Here is a 24,881-nt window from a genome sequence, read left to right on the forward strand (position 1 = left end):
TCTGTCCTTCGTGAACCTCGCCTCGCGGCACGCCGTCCTATTGGGAACGAGCGCATTCATCCTGCTTCCCTTCATATGGATGATAAGCCTGTCGCTGAAATCGCCGCAGGAGGCGTTCCAGCAGCAGATCAGCCTGCTGCCTTCGACACTCTATCTCGCCGAGAACTACGGTCGCGCGCTGAGCGACGTGCCGCTGCTGCGCTTCATGGCGAATGGAGCCTTCATATGCTTTGTCGTGCTCTTCATCCAGATCGCCATCGCTGCGCCCGCCGCCTACGCGCTCGCAAAGCTGGAGTTCCGCGGCCGCGACTTGATCTTCGGTCTCGTGCTGATCGGGCTGTTGATCCCTTACCAGGTCCTGGCGATTCCGCTGTTCATCATGTTCAACAAGATCGGCGTGCTGAACACGTACTCGGCGCTCATCCTGCCGGGTGTTATATCCCCTTTCGGGATCTTCCTGTTGCGACAGTTCTTCAAGGCAGTTCCCGACGACCTCATCCACGCCGCCCGACTTGACGGCATGAGCGAGCTGTCAATCGTGTGGCGGATCATGATCCCTTCATCGATGTCTGCCGTCATCGCATTCGGAATACTGTCGGTCGTGAGTCGCTGGAACGACCTGTTCTTACCGCTCATCTTCATCCAGGACCAGCAACTGCTGACCCCGCCGGCAGGCATAATGCTGTTTCGAAGCGAGGAAGCTGGGAACTCCTATGGACCGTTGATGGCCGCGGCCACGCTGATCGTGGCGCCGCTGTTGATTGCATTCCTGATCGCACAACGTCGCTTCATCGAAGGTCTGACCGTCAGCGGACTGAAATGAAGGAGCAGCGGCTGCGGCCGTAAGCGCATATCCGGTCGACTGAGGAGCGACGCTTCATCTCGACCAACAAGAAAAGTGGCCGGAGTTCGGAGGCACCCAAACCCCGGCCGTTCAGCATCTAACCTCGTGAAGGACAACCCCATGAAGCAGACACTGATTCTACTAGGAGCAAGTCTATTCTCATTTGCGCTTTGGGCTGGCAATGCAAATGCAGAGACCAAACTGACGGTCTCTGCGACGCCGGCCATTTTCAAGCCGATGTTCGAGACTTTCGTTCGAGATTTTGAGGCAAAGAACCCCGACATCAAGGTCACTCTGGATGTACCGGCCGGTGACCAGGGAGATATGATCCAAGATCTTCTGCGCAAGTCGCTGATCGGCGAACTGCCCGACGTCACGTTCCAGGGTTATAACTTCATCCAGACAGTCGCCGATCGTGATCTCGCCGTCCCGCTGGACAGTTTTCTCTCGAGCGACCGCGAGTGGAGCGAGACCGAGATCTCTGGCAACGTCGCCTCCAAAGTGCACGGCAAGGTCTATGGCCTCGGCGTCGCCTATTCTTTCCTGGTAGTCTACTACAACAAGCAGCTGGTTGGGGATGTGCTGGGCGGCAAGCCCTTCCCGACGACCTGGGACGGCCTGATCGCCCTCGGCGAGCAGTTACATCAGAAGAATCCGGAAGTTGTTGGCGGGTACATCCGCCCGGACTCCTGGGTCTTCCAGGCGCTCCTGAACGGCGAGGGGGGGAGATTGGCGGATCCCGCCACCAACGCGCCCGATTTCGGCGGTCCGGAAGGGCTTCATGCTTTCGAGCTTCTGGAGAGGTTCGGCAAGTTTGGTCAGGGCCTGACGCCAATGAGTCGCGATCAGGCTCGCCAGGCGTTCGTCGCTGGCAATGTCGGCTTCGTGACCGACGCAAGTAGCGTGCTATCGCGGCTTGAGGGCGAGGTCGCCGGAAAGTTCAATCTCGGAGTCGCGCGCTTTCCAATCTCCGAAAGGGGCAAGATTCCGGCGGCGGGTATCGCCGCACTGATGCTCGCCAAGGATGCCGAACGCCAGAAAGCGGCATGGCGCTTCATGAAGTTCCTGGTCGAAGCCGAGGGTCAGGTCGGGGTCGTTGCAAACACGTCCTATGTGCCGACAAACGTTGTGGCGATCGACCGCAGCGATGCGCTGAAGGCGGCGCTCGAGAAGCAGCCGAAAATGCAAGCCGCGATCGACACGGTTCCGTTCGCATCAGCTTGGTACGCGTTTCCAGGACCCAACTCTGCGCGGATCGACAAGGAGATCAACGACACGATGGATCGAGTCGTGACGTTGCGCGAAGAGCCGTCGACAGCGCTGCAGACCTTGCAAGCCAAGGTCGCGCAATACCTGAAATAGGCAGGTTCAGTCCCATTGTAGACCGCGCGTTTCCGCCGGCCACGCGATATTCGATCGTGCCTCGGCGTTCATGGCCATACTGAAAGGTGCAGGAATGTCCTATATGCGAAATGCACTTCTGGGGGGCTTCGCCGCCCTCTCACTGATGACCTCACCGGCCTCAGCGGAGAAGACGACGCTGCGTGTCGGCCAGGCGATCTCGATCTTCAAGCCGATGTTTGAGGAGGCGGTGAAGAAGTTTGAGGCAGCCAATCCGGATATAGACGTGGTGCTGGAGGTCGCGCCAGGTGAGCAGCCGGAAATGATACAGGAACTGCTCCGGCAGGCGGTCGTCGGCAATATTCCCGACATTACCTTTCAAGGATATAATTATATAAGGACGGTAGTCGACCGGAACCTCGCTGTGCCGCTCGATCCCATCATCGCTAAGGATGCCGACTGGCAGGCCGGCGCCTATTCAGCTTCCGTCGCCGACAGCGCCAAACTCAACGGCACCACCTACGGGCTCGGCGTCGGCTTCTCGTTTCCCATGCTGTACTACAATGCCGACATCGTCCGCGAGATCGAGGGCGATAAGCCGTTTCCGAGCGCGTGGAAAGACATCGTCCGGCTGGTGGTCGAGATACGGAAACGCCATCCCGAAGTCCTGGGCGGATTCATCCGGGCGAATGCGGCTACCTTTCAAGCTCTGGTCGAGTCGCATGGTGGCCGCCTGATGAGCGTGGGTGACACCGACCTCACATTTGACGGGCCGGCCGGGAAGGCCACTTTCGATCTCCTGCGAGCGTTCGGCGAAGCGGGGCAATCGACTAATGCGATGACCACGCCGCAGTCCCGTCAGGCTTTCGTCAGCGGGACGATCGGCGTGTTCACCGACTCCAGCAGCTTGCTCTCGAAACACACGCAGGAGATCGCAGGCAAGTTCAAGCTTGGCGTTTCTGCCTTGCCGGTACCGGATCCCGCAGGACGCGTACCGGCCGCAGGCATAGCGGCGATCATGTTGACGAAAAATCCGAAGCAGCAGCAGGCTGCCTGGCGCTTCATGAAGTTCTTGACCGGGCCGGCGGGTCAGCTCTTGGTCGCACAGAACACGTCCTATCTGCCCACCAATTCCGCGGCGATCAAAAAGGACGCGACGCTTAAGGCCTTTCTCGACGCACAACCAAATCTGAAACCTGCGCTCGACAGCATAGGCAGAGCATCTGCCTGGTACGCTTTCCCGGGGCAGAACTCAGCCAAGATTGACAAGACGATCGAGGACACGATGCAGGCGGTGTCGTCCCTGAAGCTGACGCCCGAACAGGCGCTGATCGACCTGCGGAAGGCGATCGAGAATCTTCTTTAGAAAGCTAATTACGGAGGCTCGGCGAGGAACCGCGCATCGAGCCTTCGTAACAGCCGCCGAATACCGTTGGGTAGAACCTCAAAATTGAGCAGGATCAAGTGTTTAAGGTCATTCACATTAGCGATACTCATCTTCGTGAGGGAAGTCCAATTTGCGAAGAAGGTTGGGCCGAAGCAGTATCGATCGTTCGAGAATTGAAGCCGGATTTCATTGTTCACACCGGCGACATCGTTCTGGAGGAGCCGGACCACCAGCCCGATCACGAGTTTGCGCGCCTTGAGCTGGACGCCCTCGGCATCGAATGGGCAGCGATCCCCGGCAACCACGATGTCGGCGACGGACCTCCGCGCGCGCTCTCGGTCCGTGAGGATCTCATCCGGCGCTTCAGCTCCAACTATCGCTCGACACATTGGGCGCGCGACATCGAGGACTGGAGGCTGATCGGTGTCAACTCCATGCTGTTCGGGAGCGGTCTTGAAAGTGAGGCGCAGGAATGGGCCTGGTTTGAGGAGGCTCTGTCCGGGGCGAAGTCGCATCTGGCCGTGTTCATACACAAGCCGCCATTCGTCCTGTCGCCAAACGAGCCGCAGGTCGGCTCGGCCACACTTCCGGAGCTGTCACGATCGCGGTTCTGGAACCTGATCAGGAAGCATGGGGTTCGCGTCATAGGATGCGGGCACCGGCATGAATATAGGGCATTGCATCGTGACGGCGTCACGATGGTTTGGGCGCCCACCACGAGCGGTCTGCTCGACGAGTTGACACCGCCGGTCGAGCAGCCGGTGCTGACACGAGGAATGGTGGAGATGACCTTCTCGGCGGGCACGTTCATGCATCGGCTGATTCCCTTGCGGCATCCCGCGGAACGCAGTCAGTGGATGCCCGACCAAACGATGAGAGAACAATTCGATAAGCAGGAGATGTGAGATGGTGCCTGCCGGATCCAGAATCATCAGCGAGGTGCCCTTCTCCGAACCCGGGCGCTTCGAAGGAAGTTTGAGACTTCCCTATTCGTCCAATCGCTCCGCTTATGGATGGCAGGCTATTCCGATCGTCGTCATGAGCAATGGCCAGGGGCCAACCGTGCTGCTGTCGGCAGGCATTCATGGCGACGAATATGAAGGCCAGCTGGCGATGACCAAGTTCATAGCCGAGGTGTCGGTCGACCGAATCAGAGGCACGGTGATCGTGCTTCCTGCCGTCAATGCGCCTGCGGTCAAGGCCGGCACGCGCCTATCGCCTCTCGACAACCAGAACCTCAACCGGTGCTTTCCCGGCGATCCCGAGGGGTCGCCCGCCGAGATGCTTGCGCACTATCTGGAAACCGTGCTGCTGCCACGCTGCGATTTTATCATTGATCTACATTCCGGCGGTCAATCGCTACTGCATACGCCGTGTACGCTCATGCGGCTTAGCGCCGACCTCGATCGCCGCACGCGGCTGGCGGCAGCTGTCCGTGCATTCGGGGCGCCTCTGTGTCTCGTCAAGGCCGGCCAGCCTGGCGAGGAGGGATTGATGGATCGCGGCATAGCAGGTGCTGCCGAGCGGTGCGGCAAGCCGCTGATCTCGTCGGAGCTCGGCGGCGGCGGGACTGTCTCACGTATAGGCCTCGATATCGCTGAACGCGGGATCCGGCGCACGCTTCGCCATCTAGGTGTGCTTGCCGGTTACGAGGACCATGGCCAGCGTGCCGAGCACATCCGCATGGTCGAACTCGCGGGCGACGATTACTTCGTCTTTGCATCCACCGAGGGTGTCTACGAACCTTTGAAGGGCTTGGGCGACACGGTTTTAAAGAACGAGCCTGCCGCCAGGATATGGTTCCCGGAAGCCCCTGGTCGTCCCCCGGTGGTCGAGCGATTCCGCCACGATGGGCTGGTGGTCTGCCAGCGTTCGTCCGGACGGACGGTCCAGGGCGACTGCCTCTATCACCTAGCGACGGACATCGACATCTGATGCACGGGCAGGCCACTGATCGAGAAAGCGCAACATCCATCGAGGATGAACGCCGGCTGCGCGCCGTCGAGGATAGATCACTGAATCGGGATGCGCCTGCCGTCTGGCGCGTCACGGAATGTTTCGTCTCACCGGGTAGCCGGCCCTGCCGTCTCTACGTCCCGAGTGAGGCGAGACAGTTTCTGCTTGTTATCTATCTCCACGGGGGCGGCTGGTCGTTCGGATCGCTCGACAGCCATGACCGGCTGCTGCGCCAGATGGTGCGGTCAACAGGCGCCGCAGTCTTGTCGGTAGACTACCGTCTGTCACCTGAGCATTCCTATCCCGCCGCGCGGGACGATACCGTCGAAGTCGTTCGCGCTGTAATAGGCGGCGCGCTGAAGGGCGATTTCGATGTCTCGTCAATCATGCTCGCCGGCGACTCGGCCGGTGCGCATGTCGCGCTGTCGGCGGCACTCGCGCTGAGGGACGCAAACCTCGCCGGATTGTTCCTCTTCTATGGTGTGTTCCGGCATGCTTTCGACAGTGCTAGTTACCGCAGGTTCGGGCGTGGCGGCTTTGGTCTCACCACGGAGCGGATGCGCGCATACTGGGACAATTTTGTCGGCCGATCGGATATGCGCGAGCGTGCCGAGGCGGATCTGCTCTCGGTCGATCTCACGGGGCTCCCCTTTGTATATCTCAAGGCGGCCGAGTTCGACCCCCTGCTAGATGACAGCCTCGGCTTGGCGGAGCGCCTCATGTCGGCAGGTGTTACCTGCCAGATCGAAGTTGTGCCGGGAGCAGAGCACGGCTTTCTTCGACATCTGTCCAGTGAAAAGGCGGCGGCCGCGCAGTTCAAGCCGGTGTCCGACTTTCTGGGACGGCACGATGCTGAACATGCCGCGGTTAACAAAGGGATGAAGACATGAGTCCCTCCACCCGGTTCAAAGTATTTGGCGGCGGCCGTCATGTGACTCGATTCTCGAGTCGCCCTTCCGATGCCGGTTCGGGTTTTGAAAAGCCTGTCTGCGGCCAGAAATGGTCGCCCCTGGGGTCCACGCTCTTCACCGATGGCAATGCCGGTTCGACGGCAGTGCTGGATCTCCAGAGTTTTGAGAACGATGCCATCGGCCTAGCCCGCCTACAGCGACGCGGAAGTGTCTCATGACGAAGATAGCGATTATCGGCGCCGGCATAACGGGCGTGACCACGGCCTACTCATTGATGGAGAGGGGATTCGACGTAAAAGTATTCGATCGGAATCGCTACCCGGCAATGGAAACGTCGTTCGCCAACGGCGGGCAGATCTCAGCCAGCAATTCGGAAGTATGGACCAGTTGGGGGACTGTCCTCCACGGGCTGGCGTGGATGTTGCGTAGAGACGCGCCGCTGCTCATGAACCCAAAACCTAACTGGCACAAATATTCATGGCTTGCGGAATTCATTGGGAACATCGGAAAGTATCGGCCGAACACGATTGAGACGGTGCGCCTTGCACTCAAGGCTAGGCAGCGCCTTTTCGAGGTAGCCGAGAAAGAAAATATCAGCTTCGACCTTGAGAAGCGCGGCATTCTTCATGTCTATCACGACAAAGCAGGATTTGAACGCGCGGCAGCAGTTAACGAACTTCTCGCTGCCGGAGGTCTCGCGCGCACACCGTTGGGACCGGATGAGATCGCGCAGATAGAACCTGCCCTCAACGCTTCGTTCTACGGCGGATTTTATACACCGTCAGATGCGACTGGGGACATCCACAAATTCACGCGCGGCCTGGCAGAGATTTGCCAGCGCCAAGGTGTGGCCTTTGTCTTCGATGCGAATGGCGAGGTTCAGCATCGAGGTGATCGTGTCGAGATTCGCTGGTCGGATGTGTTTCAAGCTGGTGGCCCTGATGCGCGCTGTGAAGACTTCGATGCCGTCGTCATATGCGCCGGGGTCGACAGTCGAAGATTGGCAAGTTCGGTTGGTGACCGGGTCAACATCTATCCCGTGAAGGGCTACTCGATAACGGTGGTCCTTGATGAAGAAAGTCAAGGGGCCGCGCCCTGGACCAGCATTCTTGATGACAGGGCGAAGATAGTCACGAGCCGGCTCGGCAAGGACCGCTTCCGGGTGGCGGGAACTGCCGAATTCAACGGCAAGAACAGGGATATTCGTGCCGATCGAGTTAGGCCGTTGATCGATTGGACCAGGACTCTTTTTCCCAAAATCAATACACGACAAGTCATCTCCTGGGCGGGCCTGCGGCCCATGATGCCAAGCATGTTGCCGCGTGTTGGGTGCGGGCGGCGGGCGGGCATTTTCTATAACACCGGCCATGGGCATCTCGGATGGACGCTATCGGCAGCTACAGCGGAGATTGTTGCTGAGCAAGTAATTGCTCATTTTGGCCATAGGCGTCTCGGCATCTCGTCATCGCTCGAGTCGGGGAAGTCACTATGGACCTGATGCACTCTCCAACCGGAAGTCGGGTGAGCAGACACTGGCGAAACGAGTCAGCTCGCCTCATTGCCGCCGAGGTGGAACTCGTCCTGCGGCGTCACAAAGAACCAGTCACGCGAGAGACGTTGTACGTCGCAGGGAAGTTAGTTGGCCACCTTGTTGTCGCAGTTACGGCACTTACCTCGGAACACCGACTGGCTGTAGGAGCGGCGGACGAATTGATTCCTGATGCCATCCACAATCTTGTTCTGTCGCTGGCGATGGAGATCAGTGAGCGACAGAAGCAAGACCTACTTCTTCCTGGCGAGAGCGCGGGTGGATTTGAACCGGAAAGCAAAACGGAAGGACGTCTGCTTCCGAGTAGGTTTCTGCTGACGCGGAGCTGGGCAGGCGAAGTGGTAGGCCAGACCTTCATCGAGGATGAACTCAACATCCCGCGATCGACACTCCACCTTTGGAGACGCCGCAACGAAGTCATCGCGCTACCGAAAGGCAGGCGAAATCACGTGTTTCCACTGGCGCAGTTTGTCGATGGTTGGCCTGTCGACGGCATCAGCCGGGTATTGACGGAGATACGGGATCCGCGCTCAGCTTGGCTGTGGCTCGTCGGGCCGTCCGATCTACTCGACGGTGAAATCCCGCTAGATCTCCTTAAACGCAACCAAACGGCGGAAGTTGCCGACGCCGCGGCTACCTATGCCAGCTTGATGTCAGACGTTGAGAGTTTTGCCGAAGGACAGCATTCGTCGCGTACGGGTGGATAGTATAAGAATGGTGTATCAGAATATTTATGGGTATCTTTGATACGTATACTGACCGCAAATATTTAATATATGCCAAGATATATACGATATGAGATGATCTTTAGCGGGTGCGTCTTATTCTGGCGATGAATTCATTCATCGCCTCCGCGGCCGGGCTAGGGTGGCCATGATCGAGCCGATTTCGCTGAACGGCTCCTTACGCGACGCGAATAAATTTCATTAGAGCAAAACGCAGATTTAAGAAAAATACAGCGCCATATGTGCGTTGGAATTAATATTCTTTCGAAAGATATGCAATAAATCTTGTATTGCACGAAATGCACTTAGAGCACGATTTGCACAAAATTGACGTGATCGTGTGATTAAAGCTACGGTGATCCAATTTATACATAATTGGCGTGTTTTAAGCTGCCGCAAACGTTTGAAATTACCTCATCAGAATCTAATGTGCCGTGATGAAAACGATTGCGTATGCATTCTTTTCAGAGTGGGGAGACAGGCGGGTCAAAGCGTCGGTCGCGATGTAGCGCCTGTCCCTCTTTTTCGCTGCAAACTTTTGACCAGAGGGGTCCGAAAATGAACGTCAAGAGCCTTCTTCTCGGTTCCGCAGCAGTCCTGATAGGGGCTGCGAGCGCTCGCGCTGCGGATGCGACCGCGACTGCTGATCCTGAACCTGCCGAATATGTAAAGATCTGCGATGTGTACGGTGCCGGCTATTTCTACATTCCAGGCACAGAGACATGCTTGCGCATCGGCGGGTACGTCTTCAATGACATAAGCGCCGGCAACCCTAAGACATTCGACGGCGCGCGCGCTACCGATCGGATGAACGGTGGCACAAATGAAACATGGGGGGATAACGTCAGGTTTACCCTCAAGACTTGGACTGGCCAAGAGACAGAGTTTGGCACGCTCAAGACCTACACTGAGACGCGTTTCAATTTCGGCAATACGGCGACTAGTGACCAAGCCTTCAACAAAGGTTTGACACTTAATTTTGCTTGGATGCAATTGGGCGGTCTGCGTGTTGGCAAAGACTATTCTGCATTCGTCACTTTTGTTGGATACGCCGGCAACGTGATTCAGGATACCATTATCCCTTATGGTACCAAGGATAGCAACGTAGTCAGCTATTACGTTGACGCTGGCGCGGGATTTTCGGGGGTCGTTTCGCTCGAAGAGGGCTCCGGTGTGAATACGATTGACAGTTATATCCCCCACATCGCTGTCGGCGCAAAATATACACAAAGCTGGGGCGCGATCACCGCTGTCGGTGGCTACGACAGCAACTATGAGGAGTGGGCCGGAAAAGTCCGTCTGGATGTCAAAGCCGGAAAGGCGCTCTCGCTTTTCTTGATGGCGGGCTATGGCACCGACAAGAACTCAGCGACCAGCTTTTACAAGAATTGGTCCGGAAACGCCGCTCTATGGGGCGGCGCCTCTTACCTGGTGAACGACAAAACGTCGATCAATACTCAGCTGTCATACACAGACAAAGAAGACTTCGCCGTGGCCGCGAACGCTGCATACAGCGTCGTTCCAGGCTTAACCCTGACTGGAGAATTAGATTACTACAAGAACTTCAGTTTGCAAAATTCTGACGCCGTTGGTGGCATTGTTCGCATTCAGAGAAGCTTCTAATACGGCGCTTGGATTACGCGCCGCCAGAGCGCGTCAGTTTTAAGAAACTGGCGCGCTTCTTAAGCTAGTACGATGTCGTCAGAGCAGTGGACTCTGGCGCGATGGATGCAAGGCCACCTGAGGCGGCCCAAGATGCGGGCAGATCGCCACTCGCCATATTACAGCAGACGGTCCCACGACGTCCGAAAAAGGTCGCTTTCCCTACGTCTGTGAGCGGTGCCCGTTTTAGCTGCAACCCTCAACATCATTCTTGTCCGAAAACAATGTTCGGAAATCAATCGTACGGCTAACGTCATGCGCAAATGGGATGGCGACGGATGATTTATGAGATTGTGAACGGTCCCGTGGACTTCTTCAGTCATCCCATAGGTCTCGATCGATGTCTGCTTTTGGCGTTTCTTTCCGCTAGCGGTCGGTCGGCTAACGGCCCCAATGAGGCGTCAACCACAAGTGCGAAGGACCCAGCGCGTACCGTCCGAATAGAGACCAATCAAGGAAATTGGCGGGGTATCGATTCGCCAGTATGAAGTTAGCGGTGCCGCCAGTATGTGGATCATGGCTGTCCGCACCACCGCCGGGTGAGTAACCGCTATCAATTGTCCGCCTGCCGACCGCATTGAATCCAGGAACCCCGCGGTTCGGGTGGCTACTTCCGTCAGCGGTTCACCGCCTCCGGGACTGTAGGCGGGATCGGCTCGCCAAGCGGCAAGCGAACCGGGTTGCGCGGCTTCAATCTCATCCGGCTTCTTACCCTCCCACATGCCGTAGTCCTGGTCTCGCAGGCTGTCGTGAACCGTTGCGCGGAGCCCCATGAAATGGGCTGTTTGCTGGGCGCGTAGCGACGGGGCCACCAACGCACGGCTCGTCTTCGAAAGCTGCTGACCAAGAGCGCGAGCGAGCTCAACCGAGCGCTTTTCCAGTGTCTCGTCAAACAGCGGGAACCTCGCCTTGCGCATTCCCTGCGAGATGCCGCTGCAAACCAGCGTCAGGCGTGTCGCTCTCATACCGCGTGTCCGCGTTTCGGTTCGATGACAGCTGTCTTCGCGGCCAAAGTCCGCAGCAACCAACCTAACGGGTAACGATCGTTTTCCTTACAGCCGCCGCGACGGAATACTTCGGGTCGACAAAGTTGCCCAGCCGCACGATGCCGCACTGGCTGAGCAGCATGTAGGCGTCCCACTTGTCGAAGCCGAACTCAGCGACCATCCAGCGGATCAGTTCGCGATAGGCGATGCGGGTGGCGTCTTCCAGCGGTCTGGCGCTGCCGATCGCCATGATGAGATCGGCGGTCTCGAGCCGGGGCCAATCGATTGTCCAGCCCTTGATCAAATCGATACGGATGGTGACGGTCGCCGAATATTCCACCGCCACGCCGCAAACCTCACCGTCGCCCTGGCACGCATGCGCATCACCGATGAACACGCGCGCGCCTGGCGAACGCACGGGCAGATATGTCACGCTGCCAGGCCCCATGTCCGGCAGATCCATGTTGCCACCGTGGTTGTCGGGCGTCAGCGAATTGATGGAATCGATTTCGGGTGAACAGCTCAGCGTCCCGATATGTGGTTTGTAGGGGAGCGTGACACGATCGCTCCAGTAAACATGCTCCTCGTCGAGGTTGATCTTGCGGACCACCTCTGGCAGCGGCTCGTTGAGCATGGCCGTGTAGGTCGTACCGGTCAGGGCACCGAACTCCTCGATCATGCAGCATGTGCCGCGCGGGTTCAGGCCGCGTGGCACCATCGACTCTATATAGACCGCGACGGTGTCGCCTTTTTCCGCCCCTTCGACCATGATCGGTCCGTTCTGAGGATTGAGAAACGGCATTCGCAAGAGTTGCGAAGGCTTGTCGGTTTCGTGCCGGATGGCGCCCTCGAAGGCGTCACGGGTTTCGACGACGATTCTGTCGCCGGGAGAAATCTTGAGGACCGGCTCGGAATAAGGTCCCATCGTATAGTGAAATTTCCCCTGCTTTTCTTCGGTCAGGTGGTGAGTGTTTCGTGCCGCGCCGCGCCCGACCCCGCGCGTTGCCATGATCGATCCCTCGACCCATGGATGCGTGAACGGCAAGGCTGGCTTCGCGGTCTGCGTATTCATCTTCTTCTCCTCCAAAGACAAAGCCGCGCGAGCGCCGCTTTCGCTGGCGTTCGCACGGCGCTGTGCGTATTCGACTTCGATATCGAGGCTTAACCCTGCCGCTTATTTGCGGGCGGTGGATCTGCCGACTTCGGGAATTGTCGACAGAAAGCTGTCTGTTTGTGCTTCGAGTTCTTGGCAGCATGCTTCGACGGAGATGCGCCGGCGCATACTCTCATCCCGAATTAGATGAAATGCCGCGTCGTCGTCGATGCCCAGCACACTCATGATGCGCAGGATCGTGTGAACCACCAGCGGGCGGCATCGCAGACGCTCGCGCAAATCGGCCACTTCTCGCTGAAGGTCGGCACGGTCATCGTGGTTGTGGAACGCCGTGACCAGTGCCTGAAACACACCTTTCGAACCTATCGGCGTAACGAGGTAGGCGCTTGGATTCTGGCTGATGGCCCAGGCAAGCCGGCCCGGCGTTTCCGAGCCGATGATGGCGATCAGCGGGATCGGCGCCTGCGACCACGGGAACATGCCGTCGAACCCGTTGTCGACGTCGAAGAACACGATATCGACAGGGCCAAAATCCTTGGCTCGCGGCGGCCATTGGCATATGGCTTCGATGTTGAACCTGCGGAGCTGGCTCAGCAGGGCGTCCACGTTGCCATCCGCCCTGTGGATGATCAGTGCCGTCTTGTTGCTGAAGTTGGGGATCGCCTGTTTGATCACGACACGATCCTCAGCTTGGGCCGTTGCCGCTCACCGTGCATCTGATCTTGGTCGCGAGCGGCATCCAGCATGAAAGCCGCTCCCTTCAGGGAAGCCAGGAACGGATCGGGCTTGATCGGTTTTTGCGCGGCCGCGATCACGGCAAACTCCGCCCCGGCGCTCGAGACGCCGATGCGCGGCGTCAGGTAGCAATGGTTGTTTTCCGTGTCGATGCGAATCCGCCCCTGCGGCGCGTCGAACACACAGTCGCCGAGCGCTGCGAGCATGTCGGATGCTGCCGTCGACGCTGCGGTCCGCAGGGCGAGCGCGAGCATGTGAACGGAATTGTACGAAGCTTCAGCGTCAGCCGAGGTCACTTTCTGACGGCCGAAGCGCGCACGGTAATTTTCGACGAAGGCATGATTTTGCGGTGTGTCCAGCGACTGGAAGTAGACACTGGAACTGATGTGACCGAGTGCTGCCGGATCGCCGATCATGCGAAGTTCCGGTTCCGACAGGGTGCAACTGGCTACGGCAATGGTAACGTCGCCTGGGGATTGCGTGCCCAGTCCCGCTTCGTGAAAAGCACGCAGGAAGGCATAGCTGGATTCGCCGATGAGCGTGTTGAAAACGAAGTCGGGTTGTAGCAGGCGAATCTCTTCCACGAGACCGGTGACTTCGGTCGATCCGACGGCGAGATAGCGTTCCGCAAGCACCTTGCCGCCGAGATTCTCGACGATCTCGCGCATGACGCGGTTGCTTTCCCACGGCCAGATATAGTCGGATCCGCAACAGTAGACCTTCGCGCCAAACCGCGACGCCATATACTGGGCCAGCGGTACGATGTGCTGGTTCGGCGACGCGCCGAGATAGACGACGTTGCCGCTGCTTTCGAAACCCTCATAGTGCGATGGATACCAGAGCAGCGCATCGTATTTCTCGACGACGGGCACCACCGCCTTGCGGCTGGACGAGGTGTAGCAGCCGACGATGTGCGCAACACCGCAATTGAGGATGAGGTCTCGGCAGATCGAAGCGTACTCAACCGTCTCGCCGCCGGGATTTCGCACCAGTGTCGACAGCTCGAAATCGAAGTCGGGCGATCTGTTGATCTCTTCCACGGCGAGCAGCGTTCCGTTGAGCATCGCCTCGCCGACCGTGGCATAGGGCCCAGTCGTGGAAAACAGCACGCCGATCGGGATCTTCAACTTTTCGCCCAAAGCAGTTCAACCAAAAAAATAAGCCCTGATGCCTGGGAAGGCGTCAGGGCTTCGTTGCCGCGAAGGACCAAACTGATCCTTCATTTTTCATTTCAAACCGGCTCGCCGGCAAATCCGATTGAATCGTCAGCCATATCGGCAAAAATGTCAAATTCTAATTCTGGGGTCTGCAGCAGTTTTGTCGATCCAATATAACTATCTGTTTTTATTATATAAAAATGACCATATTTGCAAATCGCGCAAATTTCGCGAATTTTTTATGAATAGCGGTTGACAAAAAAATCTTCCTCGGCAACGCTAATAAGAACAGAAAAACGAGCGTCCGAAAAGAGGCGCGGCGTGAACATATAAAGCTCGTGAAAATGCGAGTTTGTGGCGATGAGGCCCGCTCACCGGTGACGGTGGCGGGCCTTTTTAGTTTCCGAAAAGACAATGGGGAATCCGACAATGAAACCGATCACAGCCACAGCTTTGAGCGTTGGCATCCTTGGCGCGATCTGCACCTGGGCATTTCTCTCACTAGGCACAATTCTGGTTTGGGCTGCCTTTGTCGCCTGGGCGTGCTTCTTCCAATCCGGCGGCGACGAGAACGCGCTCAAGAATACGATCATCTCGAACATCTTTGGCTGTTTCATGGGTTGGCTCGGCGCCGTCATGATCCTCGGCCTGCCTTTCGGCGCGGTCGTCGGCCCGCAAGTCTGGCCGGCCATCGTGGTCTTCATCACGGTCGTGATCTACATCCTGGCATCGCGGGTTCCGGCCCTGGCTTCCGTGCCCGGCACGACGTTCGGCTATGCCTGCACATTCGCGTTCCTGCTGCAGACGCCTGACCGGCTCGCTTTGGCGAAACTGCTCTCGGCGTCTTTCGAGAACTCGCTGGTGGTGGTTCCGGTATCGATGATCGGCGGCGCCCTGTTTGGATTTGCGTCGGCCAAGCTCGCGGCAGCGTTGACGAAGCCGACCTTGGCCGTTGCCTGACGGCCGATGGGCGCTGCCGATCGGCCGCCGCTCCAACAGAATTCTTCAGACACCATAGATGAGGTCAGTTATGAAACACGATAACCATTCTCACGACAACGTACTCATCCCCGAGGTGGGACTGCGCGTGAAGGCGCTGGAATCTCTGCTCGCGGAAAAGAAGGCGATAGATCCCGCGGCCCTCGATCTGATCGTCGAAACCTTCGAGACGCAGATGGGGCCCAAGAACGGCGCGAAGGTCGTCGCCAAGGCCTGGACCGATCCGCAATACAGGAACTGGCTGCTCGAAGACGGCACCGCCGCCATCAAGAGCCTTGGTTATATCGGCGTGCAGGGCGAGAACATGGTTGTGCTCGAGAACAGCCCAAAGGTGCACAACGTCGTCGTCTGTACGCTCTGCTCCTGCTATCCCTGGCCGACGCTCGGCTTGCCTCCCATTTGGTTCAAGTCGGCGCCTTACCGGGCACGGGTGGTGATCGAACCGCGAAGCGTCCTCAAGGAGTTCGGACTTGATATCGCCGACGATGTCGAGGTGCGGGTCTGGGACAGCACGGCCGAGCTCCGCTACCTGGTGCTGCCGATGCGTCCCGCAGGCACTGAAAGCCTGACAGAACAGGAATTGGCCGCTCTCGTTACCCGCGATTCCATGATCGGAACCGGCGTAGCGCAATCACCTTCGCATTAGGCTCTGGCAAAAGGATCAGACCATGAATGGAATTCATGACGTTGGCGGCAAGCACGGCTTCGGTCCCGTGCTGGTTGAACAGAACGAACCCTATTTCCACGAGGAATGGGAAGGGCGGATGCTATCGATGATGATCGCCTGCTTCGCAGCCGGCATCTACAACGTGGACCAGTTCCGGCATCCGATCGAGAAGATGGATCCGCGCCATTACCTGATGTCGAGCTATTACGAGAAGTGGCTCTGCACCGTCGAACAGAACTGCATCGATGCCGGCATAGTTACCCGCGAGGAAGTCGATGCCCGCCACGCCCAGCTCATGAAAGGAAAAGCAGCATGAACATGCTCACCACCGATATGGTGCCAACTGTCCTGGCCACCGGTGATCCGGCACGCGTCGACGTCAATGTCGCACCGAAGTTCAAGGCCGGCGACCGGGTCACGGTCGTCAATCTGAACCAGGTCGCGCACAACCGCCTGCCAGCCTATATCAGGGGCAAGGCCGGAACCGTCACCTTCGACCACGGCGTGTTCGTCTTTCCCGACACCAGCGCCCACCGCCAGGGCCCCAAGCCACAACACGTCTACACGGTCGTCTTCACGGCCCGTGAGCTGTGGGGTGAGGCCGGTCATCCGCAGGACCGGATGTATGTCGACGCATGGGACGACTATCTGGAGCACGCGCGCTAGCGGCCACCGCGGCTCGTCCAAGCAAACGGCTTCGAGAGGGATTTTTCAATGAACCAGAATAGCAGTCTCGATCAACTTCCCGGCCTTCCACGCAATGAAGGCGGACCGCTCTTTGCCGAACCCTGGCAACTCACGGCCTTCGGCATCGTGCTCGCGCTTCACCGCAACGGCCATTTCCAGTGGCGGGAATGGGTGAACTACATCAGCGCCGAAATCGAGCTCGGCAAGACCTACGGCCTCGACCCGGAAAACCACAATGGGATCTATTACCATCAATGGCTTGCCGCGCTCGAGAAACTGGTGACGGACAAGGAGCTGTCAAGCTTTGATGAGTTGATGGCGAGAAAGGAGCAGTGGAGGCACGCGGACGAACACCGCGGCTTTGGTGAACCGCTCAGCCTCGACGATCATCGCCATGCCCATGCGCATCATCACGAGCACACGCACGACGACGACCATAATTGCCGCGTGCCAGCTTCACGCCTGGCGTGACATATGCCGCTACGGCGAAGCCGCAACCGCTGACTATGAAGGCGAACGACGGTCTCGTTGCCAATCGATCCAATGAACACTTTTCAGGAGAACACCCATGTCCGAAATCGCTCTCAAGCCTGTTGTCCTTCCAGCGCCGATCCCGGTTCGCGAGCTTCTGCCGTGGGCGGTTTTTGGCGGGCTTTTGCTGATGCTGGCAATCTACTTCGTCGGAACTGAAGAAGGGGCGACGTCTTTGATCCGTGGCATGTATGTCCACGAATTCGTCCATGACGGTCGTCACCTGCTCGGCTTCCCGTGCCATTAAGGATCAATGACATGGTTGGCAGTCTCTTGCTTCGCGGCATGCTGGTTGGGGTGATAGCCGGCTTGCTGGCTTTTGGCATCGCCCGCGTATTCGGCGAACCGCAGATTGATCGCGCCATTGCCTTCGAGGAACGGCAGGCCCCTGCCGCCAGTGAGGCGCCGGAGGCTGAACTTGTGAGCCGCACAACCCAGGCCGGTGTCGGCCTGCTCACCGGCATCGTCATCTATGGAGTTTGCATCGGCGGGTTGTTGGCTTTGGTGTTCGCCTATGTCCAGGGGCGAGTCAGCCGATTTGGGCCGCGCGGTACGGCGGCGCTGATCGCGCTGGCTGGCTTCGTTGCGATCATCCTGGTGCCGCAGCTCAAGTATCCGGCCAACCCGCCCGCCGTGGGAAGCGACGAGACGATCCAGGCGCGTACCGGGCTGTTCTTCATCATGCTGGTCATGTCGGTCGCCACGGCAGTCGCCTCTATCGGCCTCGCCAAGCGCCTTGTGCCGCTGCATGGCGCGTGGAATGCGTGGGTAGCAGGCGGCATGGCCTATGTGGTGGTGATGGCGATCGCGCACTATGCGCTGCCGCCGATCAACGAAGTTCCGGAGCAGTTTTCCGCCGTCGTACTGTGGGATTTCCGCATTGCGTCCTTCGGGATCCAGGCGGTCCTCTGGGCAACGATTGGCCTCCTGTTCGGAGCGGTCGCCGAGCGCAGGCTGGCCGGTCATCGCGACAGCCGGACCGTGGCACGGGCCGCGGTTCACTAGGCCATTCCTTCATGTCGCGGAACACACACAAGTCAACCTGCGCCGCGGCATGGTGTTTGTGCCTTTTGCTTCTGTCGATCGCAGGACCGGCCGAGGCACATCGTCAGAAGGCGGCCCTGAACAATTCAGGTCTTCCGATCCCCGCATTGACTCACGGCCAAATGGCCGTGATAGCCGACTATCGCGGTGAAATTTTTGACCTGGCGGCGAGACAAATCTGGACCGATGATCAGTTTCGCAGGCTGCTAAATTTTGCCAATCTGCAATATGTCGCCTGTCTCTGGGGATTGATGCCGGGCAGCGTTGGCGACGAGACAAGTCCCTTCAACGAATGCAGCCACGCCTATCTCTCTGCCACACAGGCTGTCCTAGTTCACATGCGCGGGATGTCGGCCGACAAACCGGCCGCCGAGGCGCTCATATCCCGAATTGACGCCGACATGGTGCGGAACCAGGCATCGTTTGTCATGTGTCAGTTCAGCGGCGAGACCTTCAATACGGCCTCGCTCGTCATCCCGAACTGGGGGAACATCCTCTGGCATCTGCCCAGCCTGATTGCGGCAGGCATCATCTTTTTGATTGCGATGGCGAGTCTTCTTGCTGTCCTGTTTCCAATTCGCACCTTGCGGCAACGGGGTTGGGAAAGCCGAGCGGTACCCCATTCCTGGGACGCCTAAACACCGAAACCAGAATAGTAAGTGACGCGGCAGCCAGCCGAGCACTCGCTGCCGGCCAACGCGGGCCATTAGTCAAAACGGCGAGGGGTTGCAATTTGCCATTGGCAGTACGGTCCTGCAATCACATCCCAAAAGCCGCCAGGCCGAAAACGGCCCGTTCCAACCATCGCTAATGCTTGCCGGAAACTGCAGAATGGGCAGGGCTATTGACGTCGAAAACGCACAACGCCCTCTCAACGTTCGCCTTTTGTGGTTTCGCGATCCTCAACGTCTTTGGCAATCGGGACGAAGGTGACTCCGGCGCATTTGATTTAACGCAGAACCACGAGGTTGTTTGCGCGCCTTGCGTTGATTGAGGACGAGCCGCCCGGCACCCGCCCGCGCGGAACCGGTATGCGTCGTCCCATCAGGCCCCATCTCGGGTTCGCTGTGATAGTTCCAGTTTATGCGGCGGTCGACATGGACCTTGTGGACGCCGGCCGGCATCCGCATCATCAGCCCGCCGTCCGGCGGACCCTACAGTCCAGGTTGGTGCTCTGCCGGTTCGCCAGAACGCATCCGGCGGAACCCGCTCCAACGATGATATAGTCGTATCGGGCTTTTTCTCTCATCTCGGTCCTGCGGTGGCGGTCGACCTGTCTCAGCTCTCCTGAAGCTGACGGGCGGCGATGACGCCATCGAGCCAACCTTCAGCCATCTCGGGAACCGAAGCCAGCAGCAGCTGCGTGTACGGCTTGTGCGGCGGCGCCAGCACCTCGTCCTTTGGTCCCTGTTCCACCACGGTGCCCTGATGCATGACGACGACATCGTCGGCAATGGCTCTCACCGTGGCGAGATCATGGGTGATGAAGAGATAGGACACGCCCAATCTTTGCTGCAAGGAGACCAGCATCTTCAGGATTTCCGCCTGCACGATCTGGTCGAGAGCCGAGGTGACCTCGTCGCAGACGATCAGCTCGGGATCGGCAGCCAAGGCCCGCGCAATGGCTACGCGCTGGCGCTGGCCGCCCGACAACTGGCCGGGCAGCCGATCGATGTAGGAGGCGTCAAGCTCCACTGTCTTCAGCAACTCCAGGATGCGTTGCGTCCGTGCCGAGCCGGTCAGGCCATGGTAGAATTTCAACGGCCGACCAATGATCTTGCGCACCGCATGGCGTGGATTGAGCGCGGTTTCGGCCGACTGGTAGATGATCTGGATTTTTTGCAGCGTCTCCTTGGCGCGCTGGCGCACGAGAGGCGCGCATGGCTCGCCCTTGAAGGAGAGCGAGCCGCTGTCTGGCGCCATTAGTCCGGCGATGACACGGCCCAGCGTGGATTTTCCCGATCCGGATTCGCCGACCACCGCCACGGTCTGCCCATATCCGACCGACACAGATATGTCGCGCAACACCTGAAATGAACCGTAGGATGCGCTGAGACCGTCGATCCGCAAGAGCTCCGGCGCCTCGGATCTTGTTGCCATCGGGATGTCATGAACCGCCCAGAGCGATTTCGTATAGGGATGTTCCGGTCGCGTCAGCATCTTGGAGACCGGTCCCTCCTCGACTGCTTCGCCATGGCGCAGGACCATGATCCGGTCTGCCATCTGCGCGACGATGGCGAGGTCATGTGTGATGTATAGGGCGGCAACGCCGAATTTTTGGATCGCTTCCCGGATCGATACCAGGACCTCCACCTGCGTGGTCACGTCAAGCGCCGTCGTCGGCTCGTCGAAGACGATCAGGTCCGGCTTGCAGATCATAGCCATTACGACCATGGCGCGCTGCAGCTGACCTCCTGAAACCTGGTGTGGATAGCGCCTGCCAAAATGGTCGGGGTCCGGCAATCGAAGCGCGCGAAACAACGCCCGCGCATTGGTCTCGGCTTCCACGCGGCCCTGGCCGCCACGCGAAACGGCTGCCTCGACGATCTGCTCCATCAGGCGAATGGCGGGGTTGAAGGAGGCCGCGGCGCTTTGCGCGACATAGGCGATGCGGACGCCGCGGAGGCGGCGTTGACGAGCCTCCGGCAGGTTTAGGATGTTCTCGCCATCAAACAGGACACTGCCCGATTTGATGCGGCACCCCTGACGCACATGGCCAAGGGTGGCGAGGCCGATCGTCGACTTGCCGGCTCCGGACTCGCCGACCAGCCCCAGCACTTCACCACGCTTCAGGGTGAAGCTGATGCCCTTCACGATCTCCGACCAGTCGCCGCCGGCCTTCGCCTCTATGCGGAGATCAGAGACCATCAGGACGGTGCTGTCGGCGCGACCCGGCCGACTAGCGCTCGTCATCGGAAAGACCACTTGATTCATTCAAAAACCAGTCCGCAACGAAATTGACGGCGACCGTCAGCAGCGCGATTGCCGCCGCCGGAATGAGCGGTGTGAAGTCGCCGCCGCTTATAAGGGCGGCGGTGTCACGGACCATGGAGCCCCATTCGGCCATTGGCGGTTGGAGGCCGACGCCGAGGAAGGACAGGGCTGCTATGGCCAGGAAGACAAAACAGAATCGCATGCCGAATTCGGAAATGAGCACGGGCAGGATGTTAGGCAGGATCTCCTGGATGACGATCCAGGGCAGTTTTTCGCCCCTGGCGTGCGCGGCCTCGACAAACTCCAGTGTCACCACGTTGAGCGCGGCCGCGCGCGACAGGCGGAATACACGGGTCGAATCGATCACCGCGATGATCAGCACCAGATTGGTGACGCTGGAGCCGAAGATCGCCAGCAGCATGAGCGTGAAGATGAGATCGGGGATCGACATCACGGAATCGACGAAGCGGCTGAGCAACTGATCCGTCACGCCGCGCAAGGCGGCCGCGACGATCCCAAGGCTGCCGCCGATGATGAAGGCAAGCAGCGTGGTGACGAAGGCGATACCGATCGAATTGCGCGCGCCGAATATCAGGCGGCTGAACAGGTCGCGTCCCAATTGGTCCGTGCCGAAGACGAACTGGCTGCTCCACGGCTCGAACGGCGTTTCCGACACGACCTGATATTCGCCGTAGGGCGCGATCAGCGGCGCAAACAGCGCCGCGGCAAGGTAGGTGGCGAGCACGACCATGCCGAACCACGCCGTGGGTGGTGCACGGCGCAGACGGCGTTTTGCGCTTGCGAGGAAGCCTTGCGCGCGTTCGGGTCGCTGGACGTTGGACAATGCCATATCGACCTCAGCGCGGGTGGAGGAGTCTGGGATTGCTGACGATCGAGATGATGTCGGCTATCAGGTTGAGCAGGATGTAGGTGACCGAAAAGATCAGCGCGCAGGCCTGAATAACTGGAATGTCGCGGTTGCGCACCGCGTCCACCATGGTCTGGCCGATGCCAGGATAGACGAAGACCACCTCGATCACCACGACGCCGGCGATCAGATAGGCGAGGTTCAACGCAACCACGCTGGCGATTGGTCCGACCACGTTGGGCAGCGCGTGACGCAGAACGACACGGGCAGCCGATTCGCCCTTGAGATGCGCCATTTCGATGAAAGGGCGCGACATGACGCTGATGATCGCCGCGCGCGTGTTGCGCATCATATGCGCGAGGATGACAAGCGTCAGCGTCAGCACAGGAAGCACCATTCGCATGAGTTGATCGCCCAGATGCATCGATGGCCGGATGCTCGACAACGATGGAAACCAATGCAGATTGATGGCGAAGATCAGCATGATGATGTAGGCGAAAAAGAACTCCGGGACCGAGATGGCGGCGAGGCTCGACGCGCTGAGCAGGCGGTCGAGGAAGCGGTTTCGATAAAGCGCGGCGATGATGCCGAGGCCGATCGCCAAGGGGACGGCTATCAGTGCGGTCAGCGCCGCCAGATACAATGTGTTGAGAAGGCGCGGCCCGATGATGTGGCCGACTGGGCGCGACGAGAAGGATTGTCCGAAATCGCCGGTCAGCGCGTGGCCAAGCCACGTCAGATAGCGCTGATACCACGGCAGGTTGAGGCCGAGCTGCTCGCGGAACGCGGCCACCGTATCGGGCGTCGCCGAGCGGCCGAGGATCGCCGTTGCGAAATCACCGGGCAACATGCTGACAGCCAGGAAGATCACAAACGATACGATCAGCAGGCTGAGGAAGCCAAGCGCCACCCTTTGCAGAAGCATTCGCGCGACCGGATGTCTCGTCGAACTCACGGCGATCCTTTCAAAGGAATCTGCCCGGCCTTGCGGACGGGCCCAGTGCCGGACGGCAATCGTCGGCACATGCGGATGGAAGGCGGACAGGCAACAGTCTGTCCGCCCTCTGCATCACGCTAGACCATCCACCAGCGCTCGGTCATGCGGAGATTGTCGCATGGGAAAATGCCGCCGATGGTGCCGTGAGCGAGCTTTTTCGACAGGCCGTAGTTCCAGTTGACGAAAGCAAGCGTGATCATGCCGCCATCGTCATGCACGATCTGCTGCATCTCGCCATATTGCGCCGCGCGCTTGGCCTGGTCGGTCTCGGCGCGGGCGGCAATGAGCAGCTCGTTGAAGCGCGGGTTCTTCCAGTGTGTGCTGTTCCAGGGCGCGTCGGCGGCGAGCACTGTCGAGAACAGCCAGTCGCATGTCGCGCGGCCATACCAGTCCACACCGCTGAACGGCTTCTTCAGCCAGACATTTTCCCAGTAGCCGTCGTCCGCCTCGCGGACGATGTTGATGTTGATGCCCGCTTTCGCGGCTTGCTCCTTGTAGAGCACGGCTGCGTCTATGCAGCCCGGAAATGCCGCTTCGGAAACCGACAGATTGACGTCGACCGAGGTCAGGCCGGCCTTCTTGAGATGCTCCTTGGCCTTTTCGATGTTGTAGTCGTGCTGGGGTGTCGGGTCTTTGTAGAATGGCATGGCGGAGGCGACGGGAGTGTCGTTGCCCTTCTTGCCTTCGCCCAGGAAAACCTTGCGCAGGATATCGTCGCGATCGAGCGCGTATTTCATCGCCAGGCGCACATCGACATTGTCGAACGGCGCGACCGAGGTGTCCATGTCGAAGGTGAAATGGCGCAGACTTGGCACGCGCTGGATTTCGAGATCCGCGTTGCGCTGAACCAGCGGCATGTTCTTCACCTCGAGGTCGTTCATAAAGTCGACCTCGCCGGTGACGAACGCATTGGTGCGCGCGGTCGGGTCGGTGATGCAGATGAACTCGAACTCGTCGAGATAGGGCTTGTTGTCCTTGTGGTAGTTCGGGTTGCGGGTCATCTTGATCGAGACGCCGGGATCGAAATTCTCCAGCTTGAAACTGCCTGTACCGATGCCTTTTTGCCAGTCGATACCGCCTCCTGCTTTGGCCTGCATGATCGACAGATGGTAGTCGGCCACCAGATAGGGGAAGTCGGCGCTGCCAGAATTCAGCGTGAACACGACATTGCTGTCGCCGTCCTTGTCGATGCTGGCGACCTGCGACAGAATCGACTTGGCGCCCGATGTGGACTTTTCGCCCATATGGTGGCGGAAGGATTCCTGGACATCCTCGACGGTCAGGCTCTTGCCATCATGGAAGGTGACGCCGTTGCGCAGCTTGAACACCCATTTCTTGGCGCCGTCGCTCGGCTCGAAGCTTTCGGCGAGATCACCGACAATGCTGCCGTCGGCCGCGATCTCGGTCAGGTTGTTGCATAGCGATCCGTTGAAGGCAGCCTGCGCGAAGCTTGCCGGCCAGGTGCCCGGATCGAGTGTGTCGTTCTGCGAGGCATCGGACATGCCAAAGCGCGCCGATCCACCCTTCTTGGGTTCCTCGGCGGCCGCGAAGTTCGGGAACGAGGTGGCGCCGAGCCCTGCCGTCGCGACGAGCGCGGCGGAGCGCCCAAGGAATTCTCGACGTGAAATCTGGCCTTTCTTGAAGCGTTCGGCCCAATAGCTGAATTCAGACATGTTTCTCCTCGAAACGCCTGTTCCCCTTTTTGCCAACCGAAAAACAGGCGATTCTCGGTTGGCGCTTTGTGGCGGATACCGCTCTTCGAATGGGCGGCTTTCTCCATGGTCACC

General features: G+C 59.0%; 25 protein-coding genes. 17 read left to right on the forward strand and 8 right to left on the reverse strand.

Annotated elements, in window-relative coordinates; all coding sequences use genetic code 11:
- The first annotated feature begins 10 nt into the window (after window positions 1-10).
- The 9 genes from AC07UC_RS13585 (at window position 11) to AC07UC_RS13625 (ending at window position 10,336) form a co-directional block, all read left to right on the forward strand.
- Window positions 11-823, forward strand: coding sequence for a carbohydrate ABC transporter permease (locus AC07UC_RS13585; RefSeq protein ID WP_494906231.1), 813 nt, complete (start codon window positions 11-13; stop codon window positions 821-823).
- Window positions 824-964: 141 nt separating this feature from the next.
- A complete protein-coding gene (locus tag AC07UC_RS13590) occupies window positions 965-2,206 on the forward strand; it encodes an extracellular solute-binding protein (RefSeq protein ID WP_494906233.1) in 1,242 nt (413 codons plus the stop codon).
- Window positions 2,207-2,276: 70 nt separating this feature from the next.
- Complete coding sequence (locus AC07UC_RS13595; RefSeq protein WP_494906235.1) at window positions 2,277-3,551, forward strand: extracellular solute-binding protein; 1,275 nt, start codon at window positions 2,277-2,279, stop codon at window positions 3,549-3,551.
- A gap of 98 nt (window positions 3,552-3,649) precedes the next feature.
- The gene (locus AC07UC_RS13600; protein ID WP_494906237.1) at window positions 3,650-4,477 is read left to right on the forward strand and encodes a metallophosphoesterase family protein; all 828 of its coding nucleotides are present in this window, start codon (window positions 3,650-3,652) and stop codon (window positions 4,475-4,477) included.
- A gap of 1 nt (window position 4,478) precedes the next feature.
- Window positions 4,479-5,507, forward strand: coding sequence for a succinylglutamate desuccinylase/aspartoacylase family protein (locus AC07UC_RS13605; protein ID WP_494906239.1), 1,029 nt, complete (start codon window positions 4,479-4,481; stop codon window positions 5,505-5,507).
- Window positions 5,507-6,418 carry an alpha/beta hydrolase gene (locus AC07UC_RS13610; RefSeq protein ID WP_494906241.1) on the forward strand — a complete coding sequence of 304 codons (912 nt, stop codon included), beginning with the start codon at window positions 5,507-5,509 and terminating at the stop codon, window positions 6,416-6,418. The genes AC07UC_RS13605 and AC07UC_RS13610 overlap by 1 nt, the downstream gene beginning before the upstream one ends.
- A 235-nt stretch (window positions 6,419-6,653) precedes the next feature.
- Window positions 6,654-7,937, forward strand: a complete 1,284-nt coding sequence (locus tag AC07UC_RS13615) for a D-amino acid dehydrogenase (protein ID WP_494906243.1) — start codon at window positions 6,654-6,656, stop codon at window positions 7,935-7,937.
- The gene (locus AC07UC_RS13620; protein WP_494906245.1) at window positions 7,928-8,695 is read left to right on the forward strand and encodes an antitoxin Xre/MbcA/ParS-like domain-containing protein; all 768 of its coding nucleotides are present in this window, start codon (window positions 7,928-7,930) and stop codon (window positions 8,693-8,695) included. The genes AC07UC_RS13615 and AC07UC_RS13620 overlap by 10 nt, the downstream gene beginning before the upstream one ends.
- A gap of 576 nt (window positions 8,696-9,271) precedes the next feature.
- Window positions 9,272-10,336 carry a porin gene (locus AC07UC_RS13625; RefSeq protein ID WP_494906247.1) on the forward strand — a complete coding sequence of 355 codons (1,065 nt, stop codon included), beginning with the start codon at window positions 9,272-9,274 and terminating at the stop codon, window positions 10,334-10,336.
- A 440-nt stretch (window positions 10,337-10,776) separates the two neighbouring features.
- On the opposite strand, the gene AC07UC_RS13630 is transcribed toward AC07UC_RS13625, so the two are convergent.
- From AC07UC_RS13630 to AC07UC_RS13645, 4 genes are all read right to left on the reverse strand, one after another.
- Window positions 10,777-11,340, reverse strand: a complete 564-nt coding sequence (locus AC07UC_RS13630) for a histidine phosphatase family protein (protein WP_494906249.1) — start codon at window positions 11,338-11,340, stop codon at window positions 10,777-10,779.
- Between the two features lie 64 nt (window positions 11,341-11,404).
- The gene (locus AC07UC_RS13635) at window positions 11,405-12,433 is read right to left on the reverse strand and encodes an acetamidase/formamidase family protein (protein ID WP_494906251.1); all 1,029 of its coding nucleotides are present in this window, start codon (window positions 12,431-12,433) and stop codon (window positions 11,405-11,407) included.
- A gap of 102 nt (window positions 12,434-12,535) precedes the next feature.
- Window positions 12,536-13,150, reverse strand: coding sequence for an ANTAR domain-containing response regulator (locus tag AC07UC_RS13640; RefSeq protein ID WP_494906253.1), 615 nt, complete (start codon window positions 13,148-13,150; stop codon window positions 12,536-12,538).
- Window positions 13,147-14,337 (reverse strand): transporter substrate-binding domain-containing protein, encoded by a 1,191-nt coding sequence (locus tag AC07UC_RS13645; protein ID WP_494906255.1) that lies wholly within the window; start codon window positions 14,335-14,337, stop codon window positions 13,147-13,149. Before AC07UC_RS13645 ends, AC07UC_RS13640 begins: the two co-directional genes overlap by 4 nt.
- Window positions 14,338-14,796: 459 nt before the next feature.
- On the opposite strand from AC07UC_RS13645, the gene AC07UC_RS13650 reads away from it, so the two are divergent.
- The 8 genes from AC07UC_RS13650 to AC07UC_RS13685 all read left to right on the forward strand — a co-directional run bounded on the left by AC07UC_RS13650 (window position 14,797) and on the right by AC07UC_RS13685 (window position 18,933).
- On the forward strand, window positions 14,797-15,327 hold the full coding sequence (locus AC07UC_RS13650; protein WP_494906257.1) for a DUF1097 domain-containing protein: 531 nt from the start codon (window positions 14,797-14,799) through the stop codon (window positions 15,325-15,327).
- A gap of 58 nt (window positions 15,328-15,385) precedes the next feature.
- A complete protein-coding gene (nthA, locus tag AC07UC_RS13655) occupies window positions 15,386-16,012 on the forward strand; it encodes a nitrile hydratase subunit alpha (RefSeq protein ID WP_494906259.1) in 627 nt (208 codons plus the stop codon).
- Between the two features lie 22 nt (window positions 16,013-16,034).
- Window positions 16,035-16,349 (forward strand): SH3-like domain-containing protein, encoded by a 315-nt coding sequence (locus tag AC07UC_RS13660; RefSeq protein WP_269904301.1) that lies wholly within the window; start codon window positions 16,035-16,037, stop codon window positions 16,347-16,349.
- Window positions 16,346-16,699, forward strand: coding sequence for an SH3-like domain-containing protein (locus tag AC07UC_RS13665; RefSeq protein WP_494906262.1), 354 nt, complete (start codon window positions 16,346-16,348; stop codon window positions 16,697-16,699). Before AC07UC_RS13660 ends, AC07UC_RS13665 begins: the two co-directional genes overlap by 4 nt.
- Before the next feature lie 48 nt (window positions 16,700-16,747).
- Window positions 16,748-17,191: a nitrile hydratase accessory protein gene (locus tag AC07UC_RS13670; RefSeq protein ID WP_494906264.1), complete on the forward strand. Its 444-nt coding sequence runs from the start codon at window positions 16,748-16,750 to the stop codon at window positions 17,189-17,191.
- A gap of 97 nt (window positions 17,192-17,288) precedes the next feature.
- The gene (locus AC07UC_RS13675) at window positions 17,289-17,498 is read left to right on the forward strand and encodes a CbtB domain-containing protein (RefSeq protein WP_494906266.1); all 210 of its coding nucleotides are present in this window, start codon (window positions 17,289-17,291) and stop codon (window positions 17,496-17,498) included.
- A gap of 11 nt (window positions 17,499-17,509) precedes the next feature.
- Complete coding sequence (locus AC07UC_RS13680) at window positions 17,510-18,256, forward strand: CbtA family protein (RefSeq protein WP_494906268.1); 747 nt, start codon at window positions 17,510-17,512, stop codon at window positions 18,254-18,256.
- 65 nt (window positions 18,257-18,321) lie between these two features.
- Window positions 18,322-18,933, forward strand: a complete 612-nt coding sequence (locus AC07UC_RS13685) for a hypothetical protein (RefSeq protein WP_494906270.1) — start codon at window positions 18,322-18,324, stop codon at window positions 18,931-18,933.
- 640 nt (window positions 18,934-19,573) lie between these two features.
- Here the strand turns inward: AC07UC_RS13685 and AC07UC_RS13690 are convergent.
- The 4 genes from AC07UC_RS13690 to AC07UC_RS13705 form a co-directional block, all read right to left on the reverse strand.
- Window positions 19,574-21,163 carry an ABC transporter ATP-binding protein gene (locus tag AC07UC_RS13690; RefSeq protein ID WP_494906271.1) on the reverse strand — a complete coding sequence of 530 codons (1,590 nt, stop codon included), beginning with the start codon at window positions 21,161-21,163 and terminating at the stop codon, window positions 19,574-19,576.
- Window positions 21,164-21,194: 31 nt separating this feature from the next.
- On the reverse strand, window positions 21,195-22,079 hold the full coding sequence (locus tag AC07UC_RS13695; protein WP_494906273.1) for an ABC transporter permease: 885 nt from the start codon (window positions 22,077-22,079) through the stop codon (window positions 21,195-21,197).
- A gap of 7 nt (window positions 22,080-22,086) precedes the next feature.
- Window positions 22,087-23,022 carry an ABC transporter permease gene (locus AC07UC_RS13700; RefSeq protein ID WP_494906275.1) on the reverse strand — a complete coding sequence of 312 codons (936 nt, stop codon included), beginning with the start codon at window positions 23,020-23,022 and terminating at the stop codon, window positions 22,087-22,089.
- A gap of 149 nt (window positions 23,023-23,171) precedes the next feature.
- Window positions 23,172-24,767, reverse strand: a complete 1,596-nt coding sequence (locus AC07UC_RS13705) for an ABC transporter substrate-binding protein (protein ID WP_494906277.1) — start codon at window positions 24,765-24,767, stop codon at window positions 23,172-23,174.
- Between the last annotated feature and the right edge of the window lie 114 nt (window positions 24,768-24,881).

The sequence above is a fragment of the Mesorhizobium sp. GW821-FHT04C10 genome (assembly GCF_059420305.1).

Excerpts from the sequence above, each read along its gene's own strand:
- AC07UC_RS13590 (WP_494906233.1), top strand. The coding sequence starts at position 965 with ATGAAGCAGACACTGATTCTACTAGGAGCAAGTCTATTCTCATTTGCG.
- AC07UC_RS13595 (WP_494906235.1), top strand. The coding sequence starts at position 2,277 with ATGGCCATACTGAAAGGTGCAGGAATGTCCTATATGCGAAATGCACTT.
- AC07UC_RS13605 (WP_494906239.1), top strand. The coding sequence starts at position 4,479 with ATGGTGCCTGCCGGATCCAGAATCATCAGCGAGGTGCCCTTCTCCGAA.
- AC07UC_RS13610 (WP_494906241.1), top strand. The coding sequence starts at position 5,507 with ATGCACGGGCAGGCCACTGATCGAGAAAGCGCAACATCCATCGAGGAT.
- AC07UC_RS13615 (WP_494906243.1), top strand. The coding sequence starts at position 6,654 with ATGACGAAGATAGCGATTATCGGCGCCGGCATAACGGGCGTGACCACG.
- AC07UC_RS13620 (WP_494906245.1), top strand. The coding sequence starts at position 7,928 with ATGGACCTGATGCACTCTCCAACCGGAAGTCGGGTGAGCAGACACTGG.
- AC07UC_RS13625 (WP_494906247.1), top strand. The coding sequence starts at position 9,272 with ATGAACGTCAAGAGCCTTCTTCTCGGTTCCGCAGCAGTCCTGATAGGG.
- AC07UC_RS13630 (WP_494906249.1), bottom strand. The coding sequence starts at position 11,340 with ATGAGAGCGACACGCCTGACGCTGGTTTGCAGCGGCATCTCGCAGGGA.
- AC07UC_RS13635 (WP_494906251.1), bottom strand. The coding sequence starts at position 12,433 with ATGAATACGCAGACCGCGAAGCCAGCCTTGCCGTTCACGCATCCATGG.
- AC07UC_RS13650 (WP_494906257.1), top strand. The coding sequence starts at position 14,797 with ATGAAACCGATCACAGCCACAGCTTTGAGCGTTGGCATCCTTGGCGCG.
- nthA (WP_494906259.1), top strand. The coding sequence starts at position 15,386 with ATGAGGTCAGTTATGAAACACGATAACCATTCTCACGACAACGTACTC.
- AC07UC_RS13660 (WP_269904301.1), top strand. The coding sequence starts at position 16,035 with ATGAATGGAATTCATGACGTTGGCGGCAAGCACGGCTTCGGTCCCGTG.
- AC07UC_RS13665 (WP_494906262.1), top strand. The coding sequence starts at position 16,346 with ATGAACATGCTCACCACCGATATGGTGCCAACTGTCCTGGCCACCGGT.
- AC07UC_RS13670 (WP_494906264.1), top strand. The coding sequence starts at position 16,748 with ATGAACCAGAATAGCAGTCTCGATCAACTTCCCGGCCTTCCACGCAAT.
- AC07UC_RS13675 (WP_494906266.1), top strand. The coding sequence starts at position 17,289 with ATGTCCGAAATCGCTCTCAAGCCTGTTGTCCTTCCAGCGCCGATCCCG.
- AC07UC_RS13680 (WP_494906268.1), top strand. The coding sequence starts at position 17,510 with ATGGTTGGCAGTCTCTTGCTTCGCGGCATGCTGGTTGGGGTGATAGCC.
- AC07UC_RS13690 (WP_494906271.1), bottom strand. The coding sequence starts at position 21,163 with ATGGTCTCTGATCTCCGCATAGAGGCGAAGGCCGGCGGCGACTGGTCG.
- AC07UC_RS13695 (WP_494906273.1), bottom strand. The coding sequence starts at position 22,079 with ATGGCATTGTCCAACGTCCAGCGACCCGAACGCGCGCAAGGCTTCCTC.
- AC07UC_RS13700 (WP_494906275.1), bottom strand. The coding sequence starts at position 23,022 with ATGCTTCTGCAAAGGGTGGCGCTTGGCTTCCTCAGCCTGCTGATCGTA.
- AC07UC_RS13705 (WP_494906277.1), bottom strand. The coding sequence starts at position 24,767 with ATGTCTGAATTCAGCTATTGGGCCGAACGCTTCAAGAAAGGCCAGATT.